Origin of the sequence: Geodermatophilus sp. CPCC 206100 (genome assembly GCF_048569675.1) — a bacterium.
GTDB lineage: Bacteria > Actinomycetota > Actinomycetes > Mycobacteriales > Geodermatophilaceae > Geodermatophilus.
Genome location: NZ_JAQISV010000003.1, coordinates 214318 through 230978, shown reverse-complemented (window position 1 = coordinate 230978; position 16661 = coordinate 214318). Strand labels below are relative to the sequence as shown.

At 75.9% G+C, this 16661-nt stretch carries 14 protein-coding genes and 1 riboswitch; of the genes, 6 read left to right on the top strand and 8 right to left on the bottom strand.

Annotated features, from left to right (window positions below):
* Positions 1 to 149 precede the first annotated feature (149 nt).
* Both PGN05_RS01640 and PGN05_RS01635 read left to right on the top strand, forming a co-directional pair.
* Positions 150 to 1121, top strand: a complete 972-nt coding sequence (locus PGN05_RS01640) for a shikimate dehydrogenase (protein ID WP_419750572.1) — start codon at positions 150 to 152, stop codon at positions 1119 to 1121.
* A complete protein-coding gene (locus tag PGN05_RS01635; RefSeq protein ID WP_419750570.1) occupies positions 1105 to 2976 on the top strand; it encodes a TIM barrel protein in 1872 nt (623 codons plus the stop codon). Before PGN05_RS01640 ends, PGN05_RS01635 begins: the two co-directional genes overlap by 17 nt.
* 221 nt (positions 2977 to 3197) lie before the next feature.
* On the opposite strand, the gene PGN05_RS01630 is transcribed toward PGN05_RS01635, so the two are convergent.
* A complete protein-coding gene (locus PGN05_RS01630; protein WP_419750569.1) occupies positions 3198 to 3722 on the bottom strand; it encodes a gamma carbonic anhydrase family protein in 525 nt (174 codons plus the stop codon).
* 9 nt (positions 3723 to 3731) lie between these two features.
* Positions 3732 to 4130, bottom strand: a complete 399-nt coding sequence (locus tag PGN05_RS01625) for an STAS domain-containing protein (protein ID WP_419750568.1) — start codon at positions 4128 to 4130, stop codon at positions 3732 to 3734.
* A gap of 95 nt (positions 4131 to 4225) precedes the next feature.
* On the opposite strand from PGN05_RS01625, the gene PGN05_RS01620 reads away from it, so the two are divergent.
* Entirely contained in the window at positions 4226 to 5476 is a 1251-nt protein-coding gene (locus tag PGN05_RS01620; RefSeq protein WP_419750566.1) for an MFS transporter, read from the top strand.
* Here the strand turns inward: PGN05_RS01620 and PGN05_RS01615 are convergent.
* On the bottom strand, positions 5413 to 5967 hold the full coding sequence (locus PGN05_RS01615) for an Lrp/AsnC family transcriptional regulator (protein ID WP_419750564.1): 555 nt from the start codon (positions 5965 to 5967) through the stop codon (positions 5413 to 5415). The two genes, PGN05_RS01620 and PGN05_RS01615, sit on opposite strands and share 64 nt — an antisense overlap.
* 164 nt (positions 5968 to 6131) lie before the next feature.
* Here PGN05_RS01615 and hppD point away from each other — a divergent pair, with 164 nt between their 5' ends.
* Both hppD and PGN05_RS01605 read left to right on the top strand, forming a co-directional pair.
* The gene (hppD, locus tag PGN05_RS01610; RefSeq protein WP_419750562.1) at positions 6132 to 7358 is read left to right on the top strand and encodes a 4-hydroxyphenylpyruvate dioxygenase; all 1227 of its coding nucleotides are present in this window, start codon (positions 6132 to 6134) and stop codon (positions 7356 to 7358) included.
* A gap of 163 nt (positions 7359 to 7521) precedes the next feature.
* Positions 7522 to 7665, top strand: a riboswitch (cyclic di-AMP (ydaO/yuaA leader).
* 14 nt (positions 7666 to 7679) lie between these two features.
* The gene (locus PGN05_RS01605; protein ID WP_419750561.1) at positions 7680 to 8789 is read left to right on the top strand and encodes a C40 family peptidase; all 1110 of its coding nucleotides are present in this window, start codon (positions 7680 to 7682) and stop codon (positions 8787 to 8789) included.
* Positions 8790 to 8924: 135 nt separating this feature from the next.
* Here PGN05_RS01605 and PGN05_RS01600 read toward each other — a convergent pair whose 3' ends face one another.
* Positions 8925 to 10559 (bottom strand): thiamine pyrophosphate-binding protein, encoded by a 1635-nt coding sequence (locus PGN05_RS01600; protein ID WP_419750559.1) that lies wholly within the window; start codon positions 10557 to 10559, stop codon positions 8925 to 8927.
* Positions 10559 to 11332 (bottom strand): cyclase family protein, encoded by a 774-nt coding sequence (locus PGN05_RS01595; protein WP_419750557.1) that lies wholly within the window; start codon positions 11330 to 11332, stop codon positions 10559 to 10561. Before PGN05_RS01595 ends, PGN05_RS01600 begins: the two co-directional genes overlap by 1 nt.
* Before the next feature lie 150 nt (positions 11333 to 11482).
* Between PGN05_RS01595 and PGN05_RS01590 the strand changes: the two genes are divergently transcribed.
* Positions 11483 to 13135 (top strand): Na+/H+ antiporter, encoded by a 1653-nt coding sequence (locus PGN05_RS01590; protein WP_419750556.1) that lies wholly within the window; start codon positions 11483 to 11485, stop codon positions 13133 to 13135.
* A gap of 65 nt (positions 13136 to 13200) precedes the next feature.
* Here PGN05_RS01590 and PGN05_RS01585 read toward each other — a convergent pair whose 3' ends face one another.
* The 3 genes from PGN05_RS01585 to PGN05_RS01575 all read right to left on the bottom strand — a co-directional run bounded on the left by PGN05_RS01585 (position 13201) and on the right by PGN05_RS01575 (position 16656).
* Positions 13201 to 14055: an SDR family oxidoreductase gene (locus tag PGN05_RS01585; RefSeq protein WP_419750554.1), complete on the bottom strand. Its 855-nt coding sequence runs from the start codon at positions 14053 to 14055 to the stop codon at positions 13201 to 13203.
* Between the two features lie 100 nt (positions 14056 to 14155).
* Positions 14156 to 15541, bottom strand: a complete 1386-nt coding sequence (chrA, locus tag PGN05_RS01580; RefSeq protein WP_419750552.1) for a chromate efflux transporter — start codon at positions 15539 to 15541, stop codon at positions 14156 to 14158.
* Between the two features lie 128 nt (positions 15542 to 15669).
* Positions 15670 to 16656, bottom strand: a complete 987-nt coding sequence (locus PGN05_RS01575; RefSeq protein WP_419750550.1) for a sulfotransferase — start codon at positions 16654 to 16656, stop codon at positions 15670 to 15672.
* Between the last annotated feature and the right edge of the window lie 5 nt (positions 16657 to 16661).

The following is a 16661-nucleotide window of genomic DNA, read 5'->3' as shown; positions in this document are numbered from 1 at the left end:
TCGGGACTGGGGTGGACCGCCGCGGGTACCGGGCCCCGGGCGCGAGGCCGACTATGCAACCGGTCTCAAGCACTGTCAACGCGCGCCAGTGCGGTAGGGGACGAGTCGTTGACACCGGTTGCAGAACGTTTCAAACTGAGCGGGCGACGGTGCGCCGGATCACACCGGCACACCCTCCCCCTCCGAGCCCCACCGCCGGGAGGCACCCCCTGTCCCGAAACGCGCTCCCCGTCCCGCCCGACTCCCCCGGCGTCCTCGTCGGCCTGGTCGGCACCGGGATCGGCCCGTCACTCACCCCGCCGCTGCACGAGCGGGAGGCCGACCGGCTCGGACTCCGGTACCTCTACCGGCGCCTGGACCTCGACGCCCTCGGCCTGCCCGCCACCGCCGTCGGCGACGTCCTGGCCGCGGCCCGGCTGGCCGGCTACGACGGCCTCAACGTCACGCACCCGTGCAAGCAGCTGGTCCTGTCCCACCTCGACGAGCTCTCCCCCGACGCCGAGGCCCTGGGCGCGGTGAACACCGTCGTCCTCCGCGACGGCCGGGCGGTCGGCCACAACACCGACTGGTCGGGCTTCGCCCGGGCCTTCGACCGCGGCCTGACCGACGCCGCGCTGGACCGGGTGGTGCTGCTCGGCGCCGGCGGTGCGGGAGCGGCGGTGGCGCACGCGCTGCTGACCCTCGGGACGCGCCGGCTGACCATCGTCGACGTCGACGTCGCGCGGGCCGCCGAGCTCGCCGGTGCGCTGGGCGACCGGTTCGGCGTCGACCGCGCGGCCGGGGCCGACCTGGCCGGCCTGCCCGGAGTGGTCGGCGCGGCCGACGGCCTGGTGCACGCCACCCCCACCGGGATGGCCGCCCACCCCGGCCTGCCGCTGGACGCCGGTGTGCTGCGCCCGGACCTGTGGGTGGCCGACATCGTCTACCGGCCGCTGGAGACAGAGCTGGTGCGGACCGCCCGCGGCCTCGGCTGCCGGGTCCTCGACGGCGGCGGCATGGCGGTCTTCCAGGCCGTGGACGCCTTCCGGCTGTTCACCGGCGTCGAGCCCGACGCCGAGCGCATGCTCGCCCACTTCACCGAGCTGGTCACCGGGCCGGACGTCGATGTCCGGATCAGCTGAGCCGGGACGGGGCCGCCGCCGGGCCATCGCCACGGTCTGCCTGTCCGGCACCCTCGAGGACAAGCTGACCGCGGCGGCCGCCGCCGGCTTCGACGGCATCGAGCTCTTCGAGCCCGACCTGCTCGCCGCACCGTGGTCGCCGGCGGAGGTCGCCGCCCGCTGCGCCGACCTGGGCCTGTCGATCGACCTGTACCAGCCCTTCCGTGACCTGGACTCGACCGACCCGGCGCGCCTGGCCCGCAACCTGCGCCGCGCCGAGGCCAAGTTCGACGTCATGGCCGCACTCGGCGTGGACACCGTCCTGGTCTGCTCGTCGGTCGCACCCGACGCCGTCGACGATCCCGACCGGCTGGCCGGGCAGCTGGCCGCCGCCGCCGAACGCGCCGCGGCCCGCGGGCTGCGGATCGCCTACGAGGCGCTGGCGTGGGGCACCCACGTGTCGACCTGGGAGCGCTCGTGGGACGCCGTCCGGCGCGCGGACTCCCCCGCGCTCGGCCTGTGCCTGGACAGCTTCCACGTGCTCTCCCGCGGCGGGGACCCCGCCGGGTTCGTGGAGGTCCCCGGCGAGAAGCTGTTCTTCCTGCAGCTGGCCGACGCCCCGCAGCTGCGGATGGACGTGCTCCAGTGGAGCCGCCACCACCGGCTGTTCCCCGGCCAGGGCGCGTTCGACCTGCCGCACTTCCTCGGCTGCGTGCTCGCCGCCGGCTACGCCGGCCCCCTGTCGCTGGAGGTGTTCAACGACGTCTACCGGCAGTCCGACCCGGCCCGGACGGCGGTGGACGCCATGCGCTCGCTGCAGTGGCTGGAGGAGGCCCACGCGCTGCGCGGTCCGGGCGCGGCGCCGACCCCGCCCGCGCCGGCGCTGACCGGGTGGTCGTTCACCGAGCTCGCGGTCGACGGCGTCTCCGGGCCGCGCGCCGCCGAGGTGCTCGCCACGCTCGGCTTCACCCACACCGGGCAGCACCGGTCCAAGCCCGTGCAGCTGTGGGAGCAGGGCGGGGCGCGGGTGCTGCTCAACGCCTCCGTCGTCCGCCCGGCCGCGACCGGTGTGGCGGCGGTGGCCGCCCTCGGGCTGGAGAGCGCCGACCCGGTGCGCTCCGCGGCGCGGGCCGAGGCCATGAGCGCGCCGGTGCTGCCGCGCACCCGCGGCGCCGCCGAGGCGGAGCTCGCGGCGATCGCCGCCCCCGACGGCACCCAGGTGTTCTTCACCCGGACCGGGCCCGACGGCTGGCCGGCCGACTTCCTCCCCACCGGCTCGGCGGCCGGGCCGGGTGCCGGGATCACCCGGGTGGACCACGTGGGCCTGACCCAGCCCTTCGACGCCTTCGACGAGGCCGGGCTGTTCTACCGGGCGGTGCTGGGGCTCGATCCCCAGGAGGTCACCGAGCTCGCCGCGCCGTTCGGGCTGGTGCGCACCCGGGCGGTCACCGGCCCCGACCGGGCCGTGCGGCTGGCGCTGAGCGTCTCCGCGCTGCGGCGGGGCGGTTGGGCGCCGGGCGTGCCCGAGCCGCAGTACGTCGCGCTGGCGACCGACGACCTGGTGGGCACCGCGCGCCGGCTGCGGGCCGCGGGCGCCCCGCTGCTGCCGGTGCCGGCGAACTACGCCGACGACCTCGCCGTCCGGTTCGACCTCCCCGACGACCTGCTCGCCGCGGTCCGGGAGCACGGGCTGCTGTACGAGGAGGACGCGCGCGGCGGCTACCTGCACCTGGCCACCGAGCTCATCGGCGACCGGGTGTTCTTCGAGGTCGTGCAGCGCCTGGGCGGCTACGACGGCTACGGCACCGCCGACGCCCCCGTCCGGATGGCCGCCCACCGCCGCGCCCGCTCGGCGGCCGTCGTCCTCGCGCCGTAGCGGAGTGGCAGGAGTGCGGAAAGCGTCACCCTGCCACTCCGCTCACCCGACGTCGGGGACGAGGAAGTCCAGCCCGGTCACGTCCGCGCCGGGCGAGACCCGGTGCGGACGCGGTCCGGAGCGAGGCGGGCGGTTTCCACCGGCTCGGTCCTGCCGCCCTGTCCAGACGATCTCGTGCCGAAACCCGGCCGACTCCGGCCCGTCGGGCCACCCGCCCCTCGTCAGCCGACCCGGGTGACGCCGGCGGCGTGCCGGCGGGCCAGCGCCCGGTAGGTTCCCGGGTTGGCGGTCACCCAGCCGCGGGCGCCCTCTGAGAGCGGGCCGCGCACCCGTGCCGGCGCGCCGAGCACCAGCACCTCGTCCGGGACGGTCATGCCGGGCGGGACGAGGCTGTGCGCACCGACCAGGGCCCGGCGGCCGATGCGCGCGCCGTCCTGCACCGTCGCCCCGTTGCCGACCAGCGCCTCGGCGCCGATCACCGCCCCGTGCACCACGCAGGCGTGCCCGATCGTGGCCCCGGGGCCGACCTCGGTCCGCGGATCGGCGCCGCCGTGCAGCACGGAGTTGTCCTGCACGTTGGCGCCCGCCCGGACGACGATGCCGCCGAAGTCCGCGCGCAGCACCACGCCGTACCAGATCGAGGCGCCGGCCTCCACGACGACGTCGCCCACCAGGGTCGCGGTCGGCGCCACCCACGCCTCGGGGTGGACCTGCGGCGAGCGGCCTTCGAAGGAGAACAGCGGCACGGGCGGAGCCTAGGAGCGCGCGCCGCGGTCCCGCAGGTCGGCGCCGCGGTCGCGCGCGGCGGACGGCGGCGGGTTCACCGGGCTGGACTCCAGGACGAACAGCGGCGACAGGCCGGTCAGCTCCAGCACCTGCCGGAAGCGGGACGTCGGCTGGCGGATGACCGCCGGCCGCCCCTCGCGGTCCGCGTGCTGGGCCCACCGGACGAGCATCGACAGCGCCATCGAGTCGATGTAGGCCAGCGATCCGACGTGCACCGCGACCAGGTCGCGCTCGTCGACCCCGGCGGACTCCATCCGCTGCACCAGCGGGGCGTCGATGTCCCCGCTCAGGTGCAGCACCGGACCCCCGTGCTCACGCACCACCTCGAACGAGCCGCTCGGCTCGTCTCCGTGCCCCCCGACTGCCACGGGGACACTGTGGCGTGCGTCGCACCTGCGGACAACCGCATCGCGCCCCGCCCTCATCCGGAGTGGTGGCCGACGGCGTGCGACCATCGGCGACCGTGCGCGTACGGGGTGCCGGGGAGCTGCCCCGCGAGGTCCGGGTGTTGTCGGTCGTCGCCTTCATGGTCGCGCTCGGGTTCGGGATCGTCTCTCCGGCCATCCCGCTGTACGCCCGCGCGTTCGGGGTGGGTACCACGGCCGTCGGGCTCGCGGTCAGCGCCTTCGCGTTCTTCCGGTTCGTCTCGGCGTTCAGCGGGGGCGCCCTCGTGGAGCGGCTGGGCGAGCGCGTCGTCCTGGCCGCGGGCCTGCTCACCGTCGCGGTCACCACCGGCCTGGCCGGGCTGGCCGACTCCTTCCCCCTCTTCCTCGGGCTGCGGGCAGCCGGGGGCATCGGCAGCGCGCTGTTCACCGTCGCCGCCCTGTCGCTGCTGCTGCGGGTGGCGCCGCCGACGCACCGCGGCCGGGCGGCCGCCACCTACCAGGGCGGCTTCATCCTCGGCGGCATCGCCGGGCCGGCCGTGGGCGGGCTGCTCGCCGAGCTCTCCCCCAGCCTGCCGTTCCTGCTCTACGCCGGGTCCCTGATCGTGGCCGGCGGGTTCGGCCTGCTGTTCCTGCGGCCCGGGAAGGCCGCCGCGGACACACCCGCTCCGGCGGCCGGCACCGGCGACGCGGAGGCCCGCCCGCTGACCCTGTCCGCCGCCTTCCGCTCGCGGGTGTACCTCGCCGCGCTGGTCGCCCACCTGGGGGTGGGCTGGATGCTGTTCGGCGTCCGCAACTCCCTGATCCCGCTGTACGTCGTCGAGGAACTGGGCCGCACCGTCGCCTGGGCCGGCGTGGGCCTGCTCGTCGGCTCCCTGGCGCAGGCCCTGGGACTGCTGCGGTCGGGCCGGCTGGCCGACGCGTGGGGACGGCGGCCCTCGCTGGTCCTGGGGGCGTCGCTGGCCACCGCCTCCACCGCCGTGCTGGTGCTGCCGCCCGCGACCGGGGCCTTCCTCGCGTCGATGGCGGTCTTCGGGCTGTCGGCGTCGCTGCTGTCGAGCGTTCCCGCCGCGCTGGTCGGCGACCTCAGCCCGGCCCGCGGCGGGCGGGTGGTCGCGGTCTTCCAGATGGCCGCCGACCTGGGGGCCGTGACCGGTCCGCTCGTCGCCGGCTGGCTCACCGACGTCGCCTCCTACCAGCTCGCCTTCGCCGTCAGCACCGCCGTGCTCGGGCTCGGGCTGGTCGCCGCCCTCGCCCTCCCCCGCGCTCAGTCCTCCGCGGCGCCGGCGTCCGGCACCCCGGCCGCTGCTCCCGGGGCCGCGGCGCGGTAGCCCGGCGCCCGCCCGGCCGGCCGCGGCGCCCCCGCCGCGAGCAGCGGCAGCACCCGGCGGGGCACCAGCTCCGACAGCGCCACCACGCTGGTCGAGCGCACCACCGACGGCGACCGGCCCAGCCGCAGCAGCGTCTCCTGCAGCGCGCCGTGCGACTCCGCCGCGATCCGGCACAGCACGTCCCCCGAGCCGGTGGTCGCGTGCGCCTCCAGCACACCGGGGATGGCCCGCAGGTCCGCGGCGACGTCGTCCAGCGCGCCCTGGGCGATCTCCAGGGTGACGAACGCCTGGACGCCGAAGCCCGCGGCGACGACGTCGACGTCCGGGCCGTACCCGGTCACCACGCCGGTCTCCTCCAGCCGCCGCAGCCGGGCCTGCACCGTCGCGCGGGCCACCCCCAGCCGGCGGGAGAGCTCCAGCACCCCGGCCCGGGGCTGCTCGGTGAGCGCGGTGAGCACCGCCAGGTCCAGCGCGTCCAGCCGCTCCGCCACCGCTCCTCCTCCCCGCGAGCTGGTCACTGCGACCAGCTCCCGCACGGTTCGGCCGCACGTTCTTGCCGTTCCGGGCAGCTCGATCGAGTCATCTTGCCCACCGGCGGGCCGTCGAGGTGTGCTGGGTGCACCATCGCCGCGTTCGAACCGTCCGGGAGAGCGACATGACCACCGTGCAGCCGCATGGGATCCTCGAGCAGACGCTCACCGACGAGGAGCGGCTCGCCGGCCTGAGCGCCGACCAGCTGCAGCGCCTGGTCGGCCTCGTCGAGCACGACCCGGCCGCCGACCCGTTCCCGGTCAGCGGCTGGGACGCCCTGGTGTGGACCTGCGGGAACGCCACCCAGACCGCGCACTTCCTCCAGTCGGCCTTCGGCATGGAGCTGGTCGCCTACTCCGGCCCCGAGACCGGCAACCGCGACTCCCGCGCCTACGTGCTGACCTCGGGCGCGGCGCGGTTCGTCGTCCAGGGCGCGTACTCGCCGGCCAGCCCGCTGGCCGACCACCACCGCCGGCACGGCGACGGGATCGTCGACATCGCCCTGGCCGTCCCCGACGTGGACCGGTGCGTCGCGCACGCCGCGGCGCAGGGGGCGACGGTGCTCGAGCCGCCGCACGACCTCACCGACGAGCACGGCACCGTGCGCCTGGCCGCGATCGCCACCTACGGGGACACCCGCCACACGCTGGTCGACCGCTCGCGCTACGCCGGGCCCTACCTGCCGGGGTACGTCGCACGGACGTCGTCCTTCGTCCGGCGGCCGGGGGCGCCCCGGCGGCTGTTCCAGGCGGTCGACCACGTCGTCGGGAACGTCGAGCTGGGCGCGATGGACTCCTGGGTGGACTTCTACCGGCGGGTCATGGGCTTCACGAACATGGCGGAGTTCATCGGCGCGGACATCGCCACCGACTACTCGGCGCTGATGAGCAAGGTGGTCGCCAACGGCAACCACCGGGTGAAGTTCCCGCTCAACGAGCCGGCGGCCGGGCGCAAGCGCTCGCAGATCGACGAGTACCTGGAGTTCTACGGCGGCCCCGGCGCCCAGCACGTCGCGCTGGCCACCTCGGACATCGTCGCCACCGTGGACGCCATGGCCGCCGAGGGCGTGGAGTTCCTGGCCACCCCGGACTCCTACTACGAGGACCCGGAGCTGCGGGCGCGCATCGGCACCGTCCGCGTCCCTGTCGAGGAACTGCAGGCCCGCGGCATCCTGGTCGACCGCGACGAGGACGGCTACCTGCTGCAGATCTTCACCAGGCCGACCGGCGACCGGCCCACGGTCTTCTTCGAGCTCATCGAGCGGCACGGCTCCCTCGGCTTCGGCAAGGGCAACTTCAAGGCGCTGTTCGAGGCGATCGAGCGCGAGCAGGAGCGCCGCGGCAACCTGTGAGCGCGGCGGGGTCGTCACGGTCGGTGATCCCCGTCCGGGGTGTCGCGCACCGACACCCGGCGGGTTTGTCACGCTCCGGTCACGGACCTACCGTTCGCGGCGTCCGGACGGGTCGTTCGGTCACCGCGTGGTGACACCGGCCGGACGCCGCCGAACCCTGCGCCGGCCCGTCTCGCCGGCACCAGGGACCGGGGACCCACCGCAGTACTGGGGTGAAGCGCCCCGCGACCCGTCCCGGTCGCGAGGCGCCGGGCGACTTCCCTCCCGAACCCGTCAGCTAACTCGGTAGGCGGCTGTGGAAGAGAGGACAGACCCGCCCAGATGGCGAGTTCGCACGCCCCTGCCCGCCGCACGGTCCCCCGCCTCCTCGTCGGTCTCGTCGCCGCCGGCGGGCTCACCCTCACCGCCCTCCCCGCCGCCTCGGCCGCCCCCGGGGACCCCGCCACCTCGCAGGAGGCCGCCGCGCTCGTCGCGGCCAAGGCGCACGACCTCGAGGTCGTCACCGAGCAGTTCAACGAGGTCCGCGAGCGCCTCCGGACCAGCCAGGACGCCGCCGCCCGGGCCGCCGGTGAGGTCGCCGCCGCCGAGGCCGCCCTGGCCACCGCCCGCGACCGGGTCCGCTCCGTCGCGCGGAGCGCCTGGACCGGCGACCGCCTCACCACCCTCTCCGCGATGCTCTCCAGCGAGTCCGCCGACGAGCTGATGGACCGCGTCGGCACGCTGCAGACCATCGCCGACCACAACAACGGCGTCCTCGGCAGCGCCCAGGAGGCCACCGAGGACGCCGGCCGGGCCCGCGCCGCGGCGCTCGCGGCGGAGTCCGAGGCCCAGGCCCTCGTCGACCGGGTCGCCGGCCAGAAGGCCGACCTCGACCGCCAGGTGGCGCGCTTCCAGGCCGAGTACGACCGGCTGGCCGCCGAGGAGCAGCGGGCCGCGCAGGAGGCCGCCGAACGGCACGCCGCCGAGCAGGCCGCCCAGCAGACCGCGGAGCGGGCCGCCGCGCCCGAGCGGGCCTCCCGCGCGGCCGCTCCCCGGCCGGCCGCGGCCGCTCCGGCCGCCCCGGTCGTCGCGAGCAGCGCCGCGGCCCAGGCGGCCGTGGACACCGCCATGGCGCAGCGCGGCGACCCCTACGTGTGGGCCGCCGCCGGGCCGAACGCCTTCGACTGCTCCGGCCTGGTGCAGTACGCCTACGCCGCCGCCGGCGTGAGCCTGCCGCACTCCAGCCGCATCCAGTCGACGATGGGCCGGGCCGTCTCCCGGGCCGACCTGCAGCCGGGCGACCTCGTGTTCTTCTACAGCCCGGTCAGCCACGTCGGCATCTACGTCGGCAACGGCCAGATGGTGCACGCCTCCACCTACGGCCAGCCGGTCAAGGTCGCCTCGATCGACTCGATGGGCGGCTACAACAGCGCCCGCCGCATCGCCGGCTGACCCGGAGGGGCCTCCGTGGCCACGGAGGCCCCTCCGGTCGGCGGCCCGAGCCCGTCAGTGGCCATACCGTCAGGCCCCTTCCGGCCTCGCTCCGCTCCTCGGTCGCTGGCGCTCCCTGCGATGCTCACGAACCCGTCAGTGGCCGCGGAACGCCTCCTCGAGCCACCACGACGGCTCGTCCGCGGCCACCTTGGCGTCGATCAGCAGCGGCGCCGACCGCGGACCGGCCACCCAGCCGGCGACCGCGGCGAGGTCCTCGGGACGGCGCGCGGTGACCGCCTCGAAGCCGTACCCGCGGGCGATCGCGGCGAGGTCGGTCTCGGGGAAGCGGACGATGTCCAGGGGGTGCCCGTCGGGCCCGAAGTGGTGCACCTCCGCCCCGTAGGCGGCGTCGTCGTACACCACGACCACCATGGGCAGCCCGAGGCGGACGACGGTCTCCAGCTCCGCGGCACCCATGAACGCGCCGCCGTCGCCCAGCGCGGCCACCGGCAGCCGGTCGGGCCGGGCCAGCGCGGCGCCGATCGCGGTGGCCAGGCCCAGCCCGACGGACTGGTAGGCCTGGGTGAAGCAGGAGCCGAACTCGTCGGGGACGTCGAGGAACATGCTCGGATAGCCCATGAAGTTGCCCGAGTCGACCGCGATCACGCGCTCGGCCGGCAGCAGGTCGTCCAGCGCGATGGTCAGCGTGCGCGGGTCGATGCGGTCGGAGCCGCCCCGCGGGGCGAACGGCACGTCGCGCCACCGCAGCCGCTCGGCGATCGCCGTCCGCACCTCCGGGGTGCGGTAGCCGGGGCCGCGCTCCTCGAGGACGGCGGCCACCGCCTCCGCCGTCGCCCGCACGTCGCCGACCACGCCGAAGGTGAGGTCCCGGTGCACGCCCAGCGCCGCCGGGTCGTCGTCCACCTGCACGACGACGGCGTCGGCGTCGATGAGCCGGCCGTGCCGCGTCGTCCACATGTTCAGCGCGCAGCCCCAGCCCACCACCAGGTCCGCGCCGGTGATCAGCTCGGCGGCCAGCGGGGAGGCGAAGCCCCCCGACACGTCCAGCGACCACGGGTTCCCGGCGAACAGCCCCTTGGCGACGGCGGAGGTGGCCAGCAGCGCGCCGCAGCGGGCGGCGAGGTCCTCGAGCGCCGCCCGGGCGCCGCGGGCGCCGCGGCCGGCGACGAACACCGGCCGGCGGGCCTGCCGGACCGCGTGCGCCAGCCGCTCGACGTGCTCGGGGGTCACCACCGGCGGCGGCGCCGGCGGCACCTCCGGCGGGCCGTCCGGCACCCGCAGCTCCGCGACCTGCACCTCCAGGGGCAGGTTGAGCAGGACGGTCCGGCGCCGGGCGACGGCGGTGCCGACGGCGGCGGCGACCTGGGCCAGGGCGTCCCCGGCCGAGGTCACCCGCATCGGCACCGCGCCCACGGCGGCGGCCAGGGCGGCCTGGTCGACGGCGAAGTTCGACGTCGGCGAGGAGGCCTCCGCGGCGACCACGACCAGCGGCGTGCGGCTCTTGGCCGCCTCGGTGATCCCGGTCAGCGCGTTGGTCAGCCCGCAGCCCTGGTGCAGGGTCAGCACGCTCGGCCGGCCGCTCATCCGGGCGTACGCGTCGGCCATCGTCGCCGCGCCACCCTCGTGGCGGGCGGCCACGAACCGCGCGCCCGCCGCCACCAGGGCGTTGGTGACGGCGAAGTTGCCCGACCCGACGACGCCGAAGGCCGTGTCGACGCCCAGGCCGGCCAGCGCGGTCCCGACCGCCTCGGCGACCGTGGTCCGCATCAGCGCTCGACGAGGGCCAGCACCCGCGCCGGCGAGCCCGACCCGGAGACGATCGGCAGCGGCGCGGCGACCAGCACCACGCCGGTGGGTGGCAGCTGCGCGAGGTTCTGCAGCTGGGTCAGCCCGTACTTGCCGCTGCCCATGAGCGCGGCGTGGCACGGGAACGGCGGGTCGAAGGAGTGCGCCGCCCCGGCGTCGGTGCCGACCGTCTCGACGCCCACGCCCATCACCGGCGCCTCCTCGGCCAGCCACGTCGCGCAGTCCGGCGAGATGCCCGGGGTGTGGGCGCCGGTCTCGTCGGCGTTGAGGAACTCCTCCTGCGAGCCGCCGCGGGCGTCCCAGCCGGTGCGGTAGAGCAGCCACCCGCCCTCGGGCAGCGGGCCGTGCTCGGCCTCCCAGGCCCGCACGTGCTCGACCTCGAGCAGGAAGTCGGGATCGGCGGCCGCCTCGGCGGAGAGGTCGAGGACCACGGCGGGGCCGATCAGCCGGCGGGCCGGCACGGAGGCGACGTCCTCGCCGTCCCGGCCGGTGACCCAGTGGTTGGGCGCGTCGAAGTGCGTGCCGGTGTGCTCGCCGGTGCGGATGTTGTTCCAGTACCAGGCCGGGCCGCGGTCGTCGTAACGGCTGAGCTCCTCGAGCTCGAAGCGGGCGGTCTGCGCGAACTGCTCGGGCAGCGCGATGACCGGCGTCTGCATCGACAGCGGGGCGGTGAGGTCGACGACCTCGATGGTGCCGGTGGCCAGGGCGGCGGCGAACCCGGACAGGGCTGACATGGGCGTCCCTTCGACGGGAGGGGTCGGACCGCCCGAGCATGCCGCATCGGCGCTGGTCAGGGACCCCCGCGGAGCTGCGCTGCAGCGGAGCGGAACTCCTCAGGGCGGGCCCGTCCTGCCCGGTCCGCGCCGGTCAGGAAGGATGCGCGGGTGCACGTGGAGACCCTGTTGCTGTTGGTCCTGGGCGCGGTCGCGATCATCGTGGCGGTGCGCTGGGTGGCCGACCGCTCCGGCCTGCCGGCCGCGGCGCTGCTGACGCTGACCGGCATCGCCTACGCCTACCTGCCCGGCCCGAACATCGAGCTGGACCCCGAGCTGGTCCTCACCCTGGTGCTGCCACCGCTGCTGTACAGCGCCGCGCTCGACAGCTCGCTGACCGCGATCCGGCGCAACCTGCGGACGGTGGTCAGCCTCTCCGTGCTCCTCGTGCTGGCCACGGCCATGGCGATCGGGGTCGGTTTCGCGTTGTTCGTCGCGGGCGCGACGCTGGCGGCGGGCATCGCGCTGGGTGCCGCGGTGGCACCGCCGGACCCGGTCGCCGCGCTCGCCGTCGGCCGCAAGGTGGGCCTGCCGCCCCGCATGATCACCCTCATCCAGGGCGAGGGGCTGCTCAACGACGCCACGGCGCTGACCATCCTGTCCGTCGCGGTGGCGGCCGCCCGGGGGGACGGGTTCTCCACCCCGGCGGCCGTGGGTCAGTTCCTCGTGGTCGCGGCCGGCGGCGTCGCGGTCGGGGTCTTCGTCGCCTACGCCGTCCGGCCGCTGCGCCGGCTGCGCCGCGACCCCCTGTCGTCGAACGCGATCTCGCTGGCGACGCCGTTCGTGGCCTACCTGCTGGCGGAGACGGTGCACGTCTCCGGGGTGCTGGCCGTGGTCGTCGCGGGCCTGGTGATCGGGCACAACAACCCGAGCTGGGCATCCGGTGCGAGCCGGCTGCAGACCGAGGCCGTCTGGCGGCTGGTCGCCTTCCTCCTCGAGGGCATCGTCTTCCTGCTCATCGGCCAGCAGCTGCCCGCGGTCATCCGGGGGCTCGGCGAGTACTCGACCGGCACGGTGGTGACCGCGTCCCTGATCACGGTCGGCGTCGTGCTGCTGTTGCGGCCGCTGTGGCTGTGGCTCACCGAGCACCTGCCGCAGTCCCTGCACACCCGGCTGGGCGGCGAGGACGTCGCCGGGGACGACGGCGACCCGTGGACCGGCCTGACGCGGCTGTCCGGCCGGGAGATCGTCGTCCTCAGCTGGGCCGGCACCCGCGGGGTGATCAGCCTCGCGGCGATCTTCACCCTGCCCCTGACCACCGAGAGCGGCGCCCCGTTCCCCGACCGGGACCTGCTGCTGTTCTGCGCCTTCCTCGCCGTGCTGGCCACCCTCGTCGGGCAGGGCCTGACGTTCGCCCCGCTCGTGCGGGCGCTCGACCTGCGCGCGGACGAGGCCGACCAGGCCCGGCTGCGCAACGAGGCCCGCGCGGCGTCGGTCGAGGCGGGGCTGCGGCGGCTGACCGAGCTGGCCGACGAGCAGCACGACGACGTCGACGACGAGGCGATCGAGGTCATCCGGAGCCAGCTGCAGGGACGGCTGGACCGCTACCGGCGGCGGCTGGACATGCTGCAGGGCGCCGAGGGCGGCGAGGTCCCGCTGTCCCCGCAGTACGAGGCGGCGCTGCGGGTGCGCAAGGCCGTCCTCACCGCCCAGCGCGAGGAGCTGCTGCACTGGCGCGACGTCGGCCGGCTGCCCGACGAGGGGCTGCGCCGCCTCGAGCGCGAGCTCGACCACGAGGAGGGCCGGCTCCCCGCCCGGTCCTGAGCAGCCCGGCCCCGTCCAGAGGCTCGCCGCGAGCTTGCGAGCGGTGAGGAGGGCGGGGTCCTTTCTCAGGCAGCGGGGCGCAGCGCCTCGACCAGCGGGGTGGTGTGCCGGCCGGCGAGACGGGCCAGGTCACCGGTCGTGTGCGCCAGCGCGCCGTCGCGGATGTTGCCTTCCATCGTCACGACGAACCCGGCGGTGCCCTCGTCGAGCCCGGCCGCGAGCAGCGCCGCCCGCTGCTCCTCCGGCGTCCGGCGCACGTAGGTCACCTCGCGCCCGAGCAGCTCCGAGTAGGTGGCGGCCAGGTCGTCGAAGCTCCACGCGGTGTCCCCGGACAGCTCGTAGGCCGCGTTCTCGTGGCCCTCCCCGGTGAGGACGGCGGCGGCCGCGGCGGCGTAGTCCGCGCGGGTCGCGCTGGCCACCCGCCCGTCGCCGACCGACGAGGCGACGACCCCGGTCTCGCGGGCCTGCTGCAGCGGCTGCACGTAGTTCTCCGAGTACCAGCCGTTGCGCAGGAGGGTGAACGGCAGGCCGCTCTCCCGGATCATCGCCTCGGTGGCCTGGTGGTCCGGCGCCAGGACCAGCGGGGTGTCCTCGGCGCCGAGGATGCTGGTGTAGGCGATCCGGGCGACGCCGGCGCGCACGGCGGCGTCCACCACCGCCCGGTGCTGGGCGACGCGCGCGCCCGGCTGGCTGCCGGAGACCAGCAGCACCGTGTCGCCGGCGGCGAGGACGGCGTCGAGCGTCGCGGGGTCGTCGTAGTCGACGCGGGCGGTGCGCACGCCGCGCTCGGCGAGGTCGGCCAGCCGCTCGGTCGCCCGGCCGCCGGCGACGACGTGGGCGGGGTCGACCCCGCGGGCGAGCAGCTGCTCGACGACCAGGCGGCCGAGCTGGCCGGTGGCTCCGGTGACGACGATCGACATGCAGGTCCTCCGTGGATGGGTGGGCGCGGGCCGCGCCATGCTCTGGCCTCGAACCCGGCCGCCGGCAGGCCTGTTCCCGTCGGGCGGGAGGGAGCTGCGATCAGGTGACCGGCAGGCCCGCGAGCCCGGCGGCCAGACCGAGCAGCGCGCAGACCCCGAGCGTGCGCAGCACCGACCAGCGCAGCCGGAACAGCAGCACGGCGGCGACCACGGCGATCGCCAGCGGCACCGGCCGCAGCGTGCCGAGGTCGGGCAGCTCCAGGTGCAGCGGCCCGCGGTCGACGTCGGTCGTCCCCGAGAACAGCGTGTGGACGGCGAAGTAGACGCCGAGGTTGGCGATGACCCCGACCACCGCCGCGGTGATCCCGGTCAGCGCGGCCGACAGCGACCGGTTGCCCCGCAGCCGCTCCATGTAGGGCGCACCGAGCAGCACGAACAGGAAGCTCGGCACGAACGTCACCCAGGTCACCAGCAGCGAGGCGAGGACGGCGGCCACCCACGGGTCCAGGGCGCCCGGGGCGCGGTAGGCGCCGAGGAACGCCACGAACTGCACGACCATGATCAGCGGCCCGGGGGTGGTCTCGGCCAGCGCCAGCCCGCGCACCATCTCCCGCGGTCCGAGCCAGCCGTAGACCTGCACCGCCTGCTGCGCCACGTAGGCGAGCACCGCGTACGCGCCGCCGAACGTCACCACCGCCGCACCGGAGAAGAACACCCCCTGCTCGGTGAAGACGCTGCCGGCGCCGGTCAGCAGGGCGACCACCGCGACCGGCAGGCCCCACACGAGCAGGCCGACGAGCAGGACCGTCAGCGTGCGCCGGCCGGACGGTGCCTCGGAGTGCAGCACGTCGTCGGAGATGACCGGCGGCGGGCCGGCGTCGGGACCTTCCGCGGCCTTCTCCCGCGGCAGGGCGGAGGGCCGCCACCGACCCAGGGCCCAGCCGGCCAGGCCCGCGAGCGCGACCACGACCGGGAACGGGACGCCGAAGAGCCACAGCGCGAGGAAGGCCACCACCGCGATGACCACGAGGGCGCGGCTGTCGAGGGCCTTCCGGGCCACCCGGACGACGGCCTGCACGACGATCGAGAGCACGGCGGCCGCCAGGCCGGTGAACAGGGCCGTGATGGCCGTGGTGGTGCCGAACGCGACGTAGACGGCGGAGAGCACCAGCAGGGCCACCACCCCGGGCAGGACGAACAGCCCGCCGGCCACCAGGCCCCCGCGGGTGCCGTGCAGCAGCCAGCCGACGTAGGTGGCCAACTGCTGCGCTTCCGGGCCGGGGAGGAGGGTGCAGTAGTTGAGGGCGTGCAGGAACCGGCGCTGGCCGATCCACCGGCGCTCGTCCACGAGGGTGCGCTGCATGACCGCGATCTGGCCCGCCGGGCCGCCGAAAGTCTGCAGGGAGATGAGGAACCAGGCACGCACGGCCGTGCGGAACGGCACGCCGGTCTGCTGCACGGCCGGGTCGACGGCGTCGCGGTCCACGGGGTCCTCCCTGCTACCGAACACAGTGCGGGCGGTCCTCGTGCCCTGCGGGCGCTGCAGGGCTCGCAGCGCGCGTGGAACGCACCAGGTGCGGTACGGGAGCGGACACGGCGGTCATCCTCGGGCGGTCAGTGGGCATCCGCCGAGCCGACCGACCGGGACCGGAAGTCGCCGCGGCCGGTGTCGCCCTTCCAGTCGGCGAAGGACTCGCCGGTCAGCTCCTCGAGCAGGGCGATGTCGTCGAGCAGGGGGTCGAGCACCTCGCGCCGGACGTCGACGGGCATCGCCGGCCGCGGGGCCCGGCCGGCGTGCAGCGCCGCGAGCAGCGGCCGGCTGACCTGGCGCCACACCTGCGGCGGGGCGTACGCGCCCAGCGCCGCGCCGGCGCGGGTGAGCCGCGCGAGCACGCGGTACCGGGCGGAGTCGCCGACGTGCGGCTTGACGTTCTCCGGCGGCACGGCGTGGGCCACCCCGGGCTCGACGCCAAGGAACGCGCTCACCCGGTCCAGGGTCTCCCGGGGGGTGTCGACCACCTGCCGGTAGCGCAGCAGGCAGACGTTGGCCCGGGGCACGTGCCGGTAGAGGTCACGCAGCTGCGCGCCGTAGCGGCCCAGCCCGCGGTAGTGCCAGAACGGCGCCCACCCGTCGGCGATCCGCCGCTCTTCCAACCGGACGGCGGTGCGGAAGTCCGCCTCCGGCTCCAGCCCGTCGGCCCGCAGGTGCACCCAGTTCGACCAAGCCCGATCAACGGGGTCCCGGACGACGATCACCACCTTGACGTCCGGGACGTCGGCGGCCAGCCGGGCCTGGGCGGCGCGGTCGTACAGGTAGAACGGCGTGCTCTCCCCTCGGACGGCGCCCTCCGGCGCGGCGGCGAACAGCGCCAGGTACTCCTCGCGCCGCCAGATCCACTCCCGGGCGCTGTGCGCGTCGCCGGGTCCGCGCTGTCCGGTGCGTGACGGGGGCCGGCCGTCGGTCAGGTAGTACTTGGGCTCCTTGACCGGGGACAGGTAGAGCCCGGGATGGGTGGCCAGCGCGGCGTGCAGCGCCGTCGTCCCGGCCTTGGGCGCGCCCGCGATCACGAACTGCGGACCTCGCTCGCTGGGGTGCGCCATCAGGA

Coding starts and splice junctions, on each gene's coding strand:
- PGN05_RS01635 (WP_419750570.1), top strand. CDS start 1,105: ATGTCCGGATCAGCTGAGCCGGGACGGGGCCGCCGCCGGGCCATCGCC.
- hppD (WP_419750562.1), top strand. CDS start 6,132: ATGACCACCGTGCAGCCGCATGGGATCCTCGAGCAGACGCTCACCGAC.
- PGN05_RS01605 (WP_419750561.1), top strand. CDS start 7,680: ATGGCGAGTTCGCACGCCCCTGCCCGCCGCACGGTCCCCCGCCTCCTC.
- PGN05_RS01600 (WP_419750559.1), bottom strand. CDS start 10,559: ATGCGGACCACGGTCGCCGAGGCGGTCGGGACCGCGCTGGCCGGCCTG.
- PGN05_RS01595 (WP_419750557.1), bottom strand. CDS start 11,332: ATGTCAGCCCTGTCCGGGTTCGCCGCCGCCCTGGCCACCGGCACCATC.
- PGN05_RS01585 (WP_419750554.1), bottom strand. CDS start 14,055: ATGTCGATCGTCGTCACCGGAGCCACCGGCCAGCTCGGCCGCCTGGTC.
- PGN05_RS01575 (WP_419750550.1), bottom strand. CDS start 16,656: ATGGCGCACCCCAGCGAGCGAGGTCCGCAGTTCGTGATCGCGGGCGCG.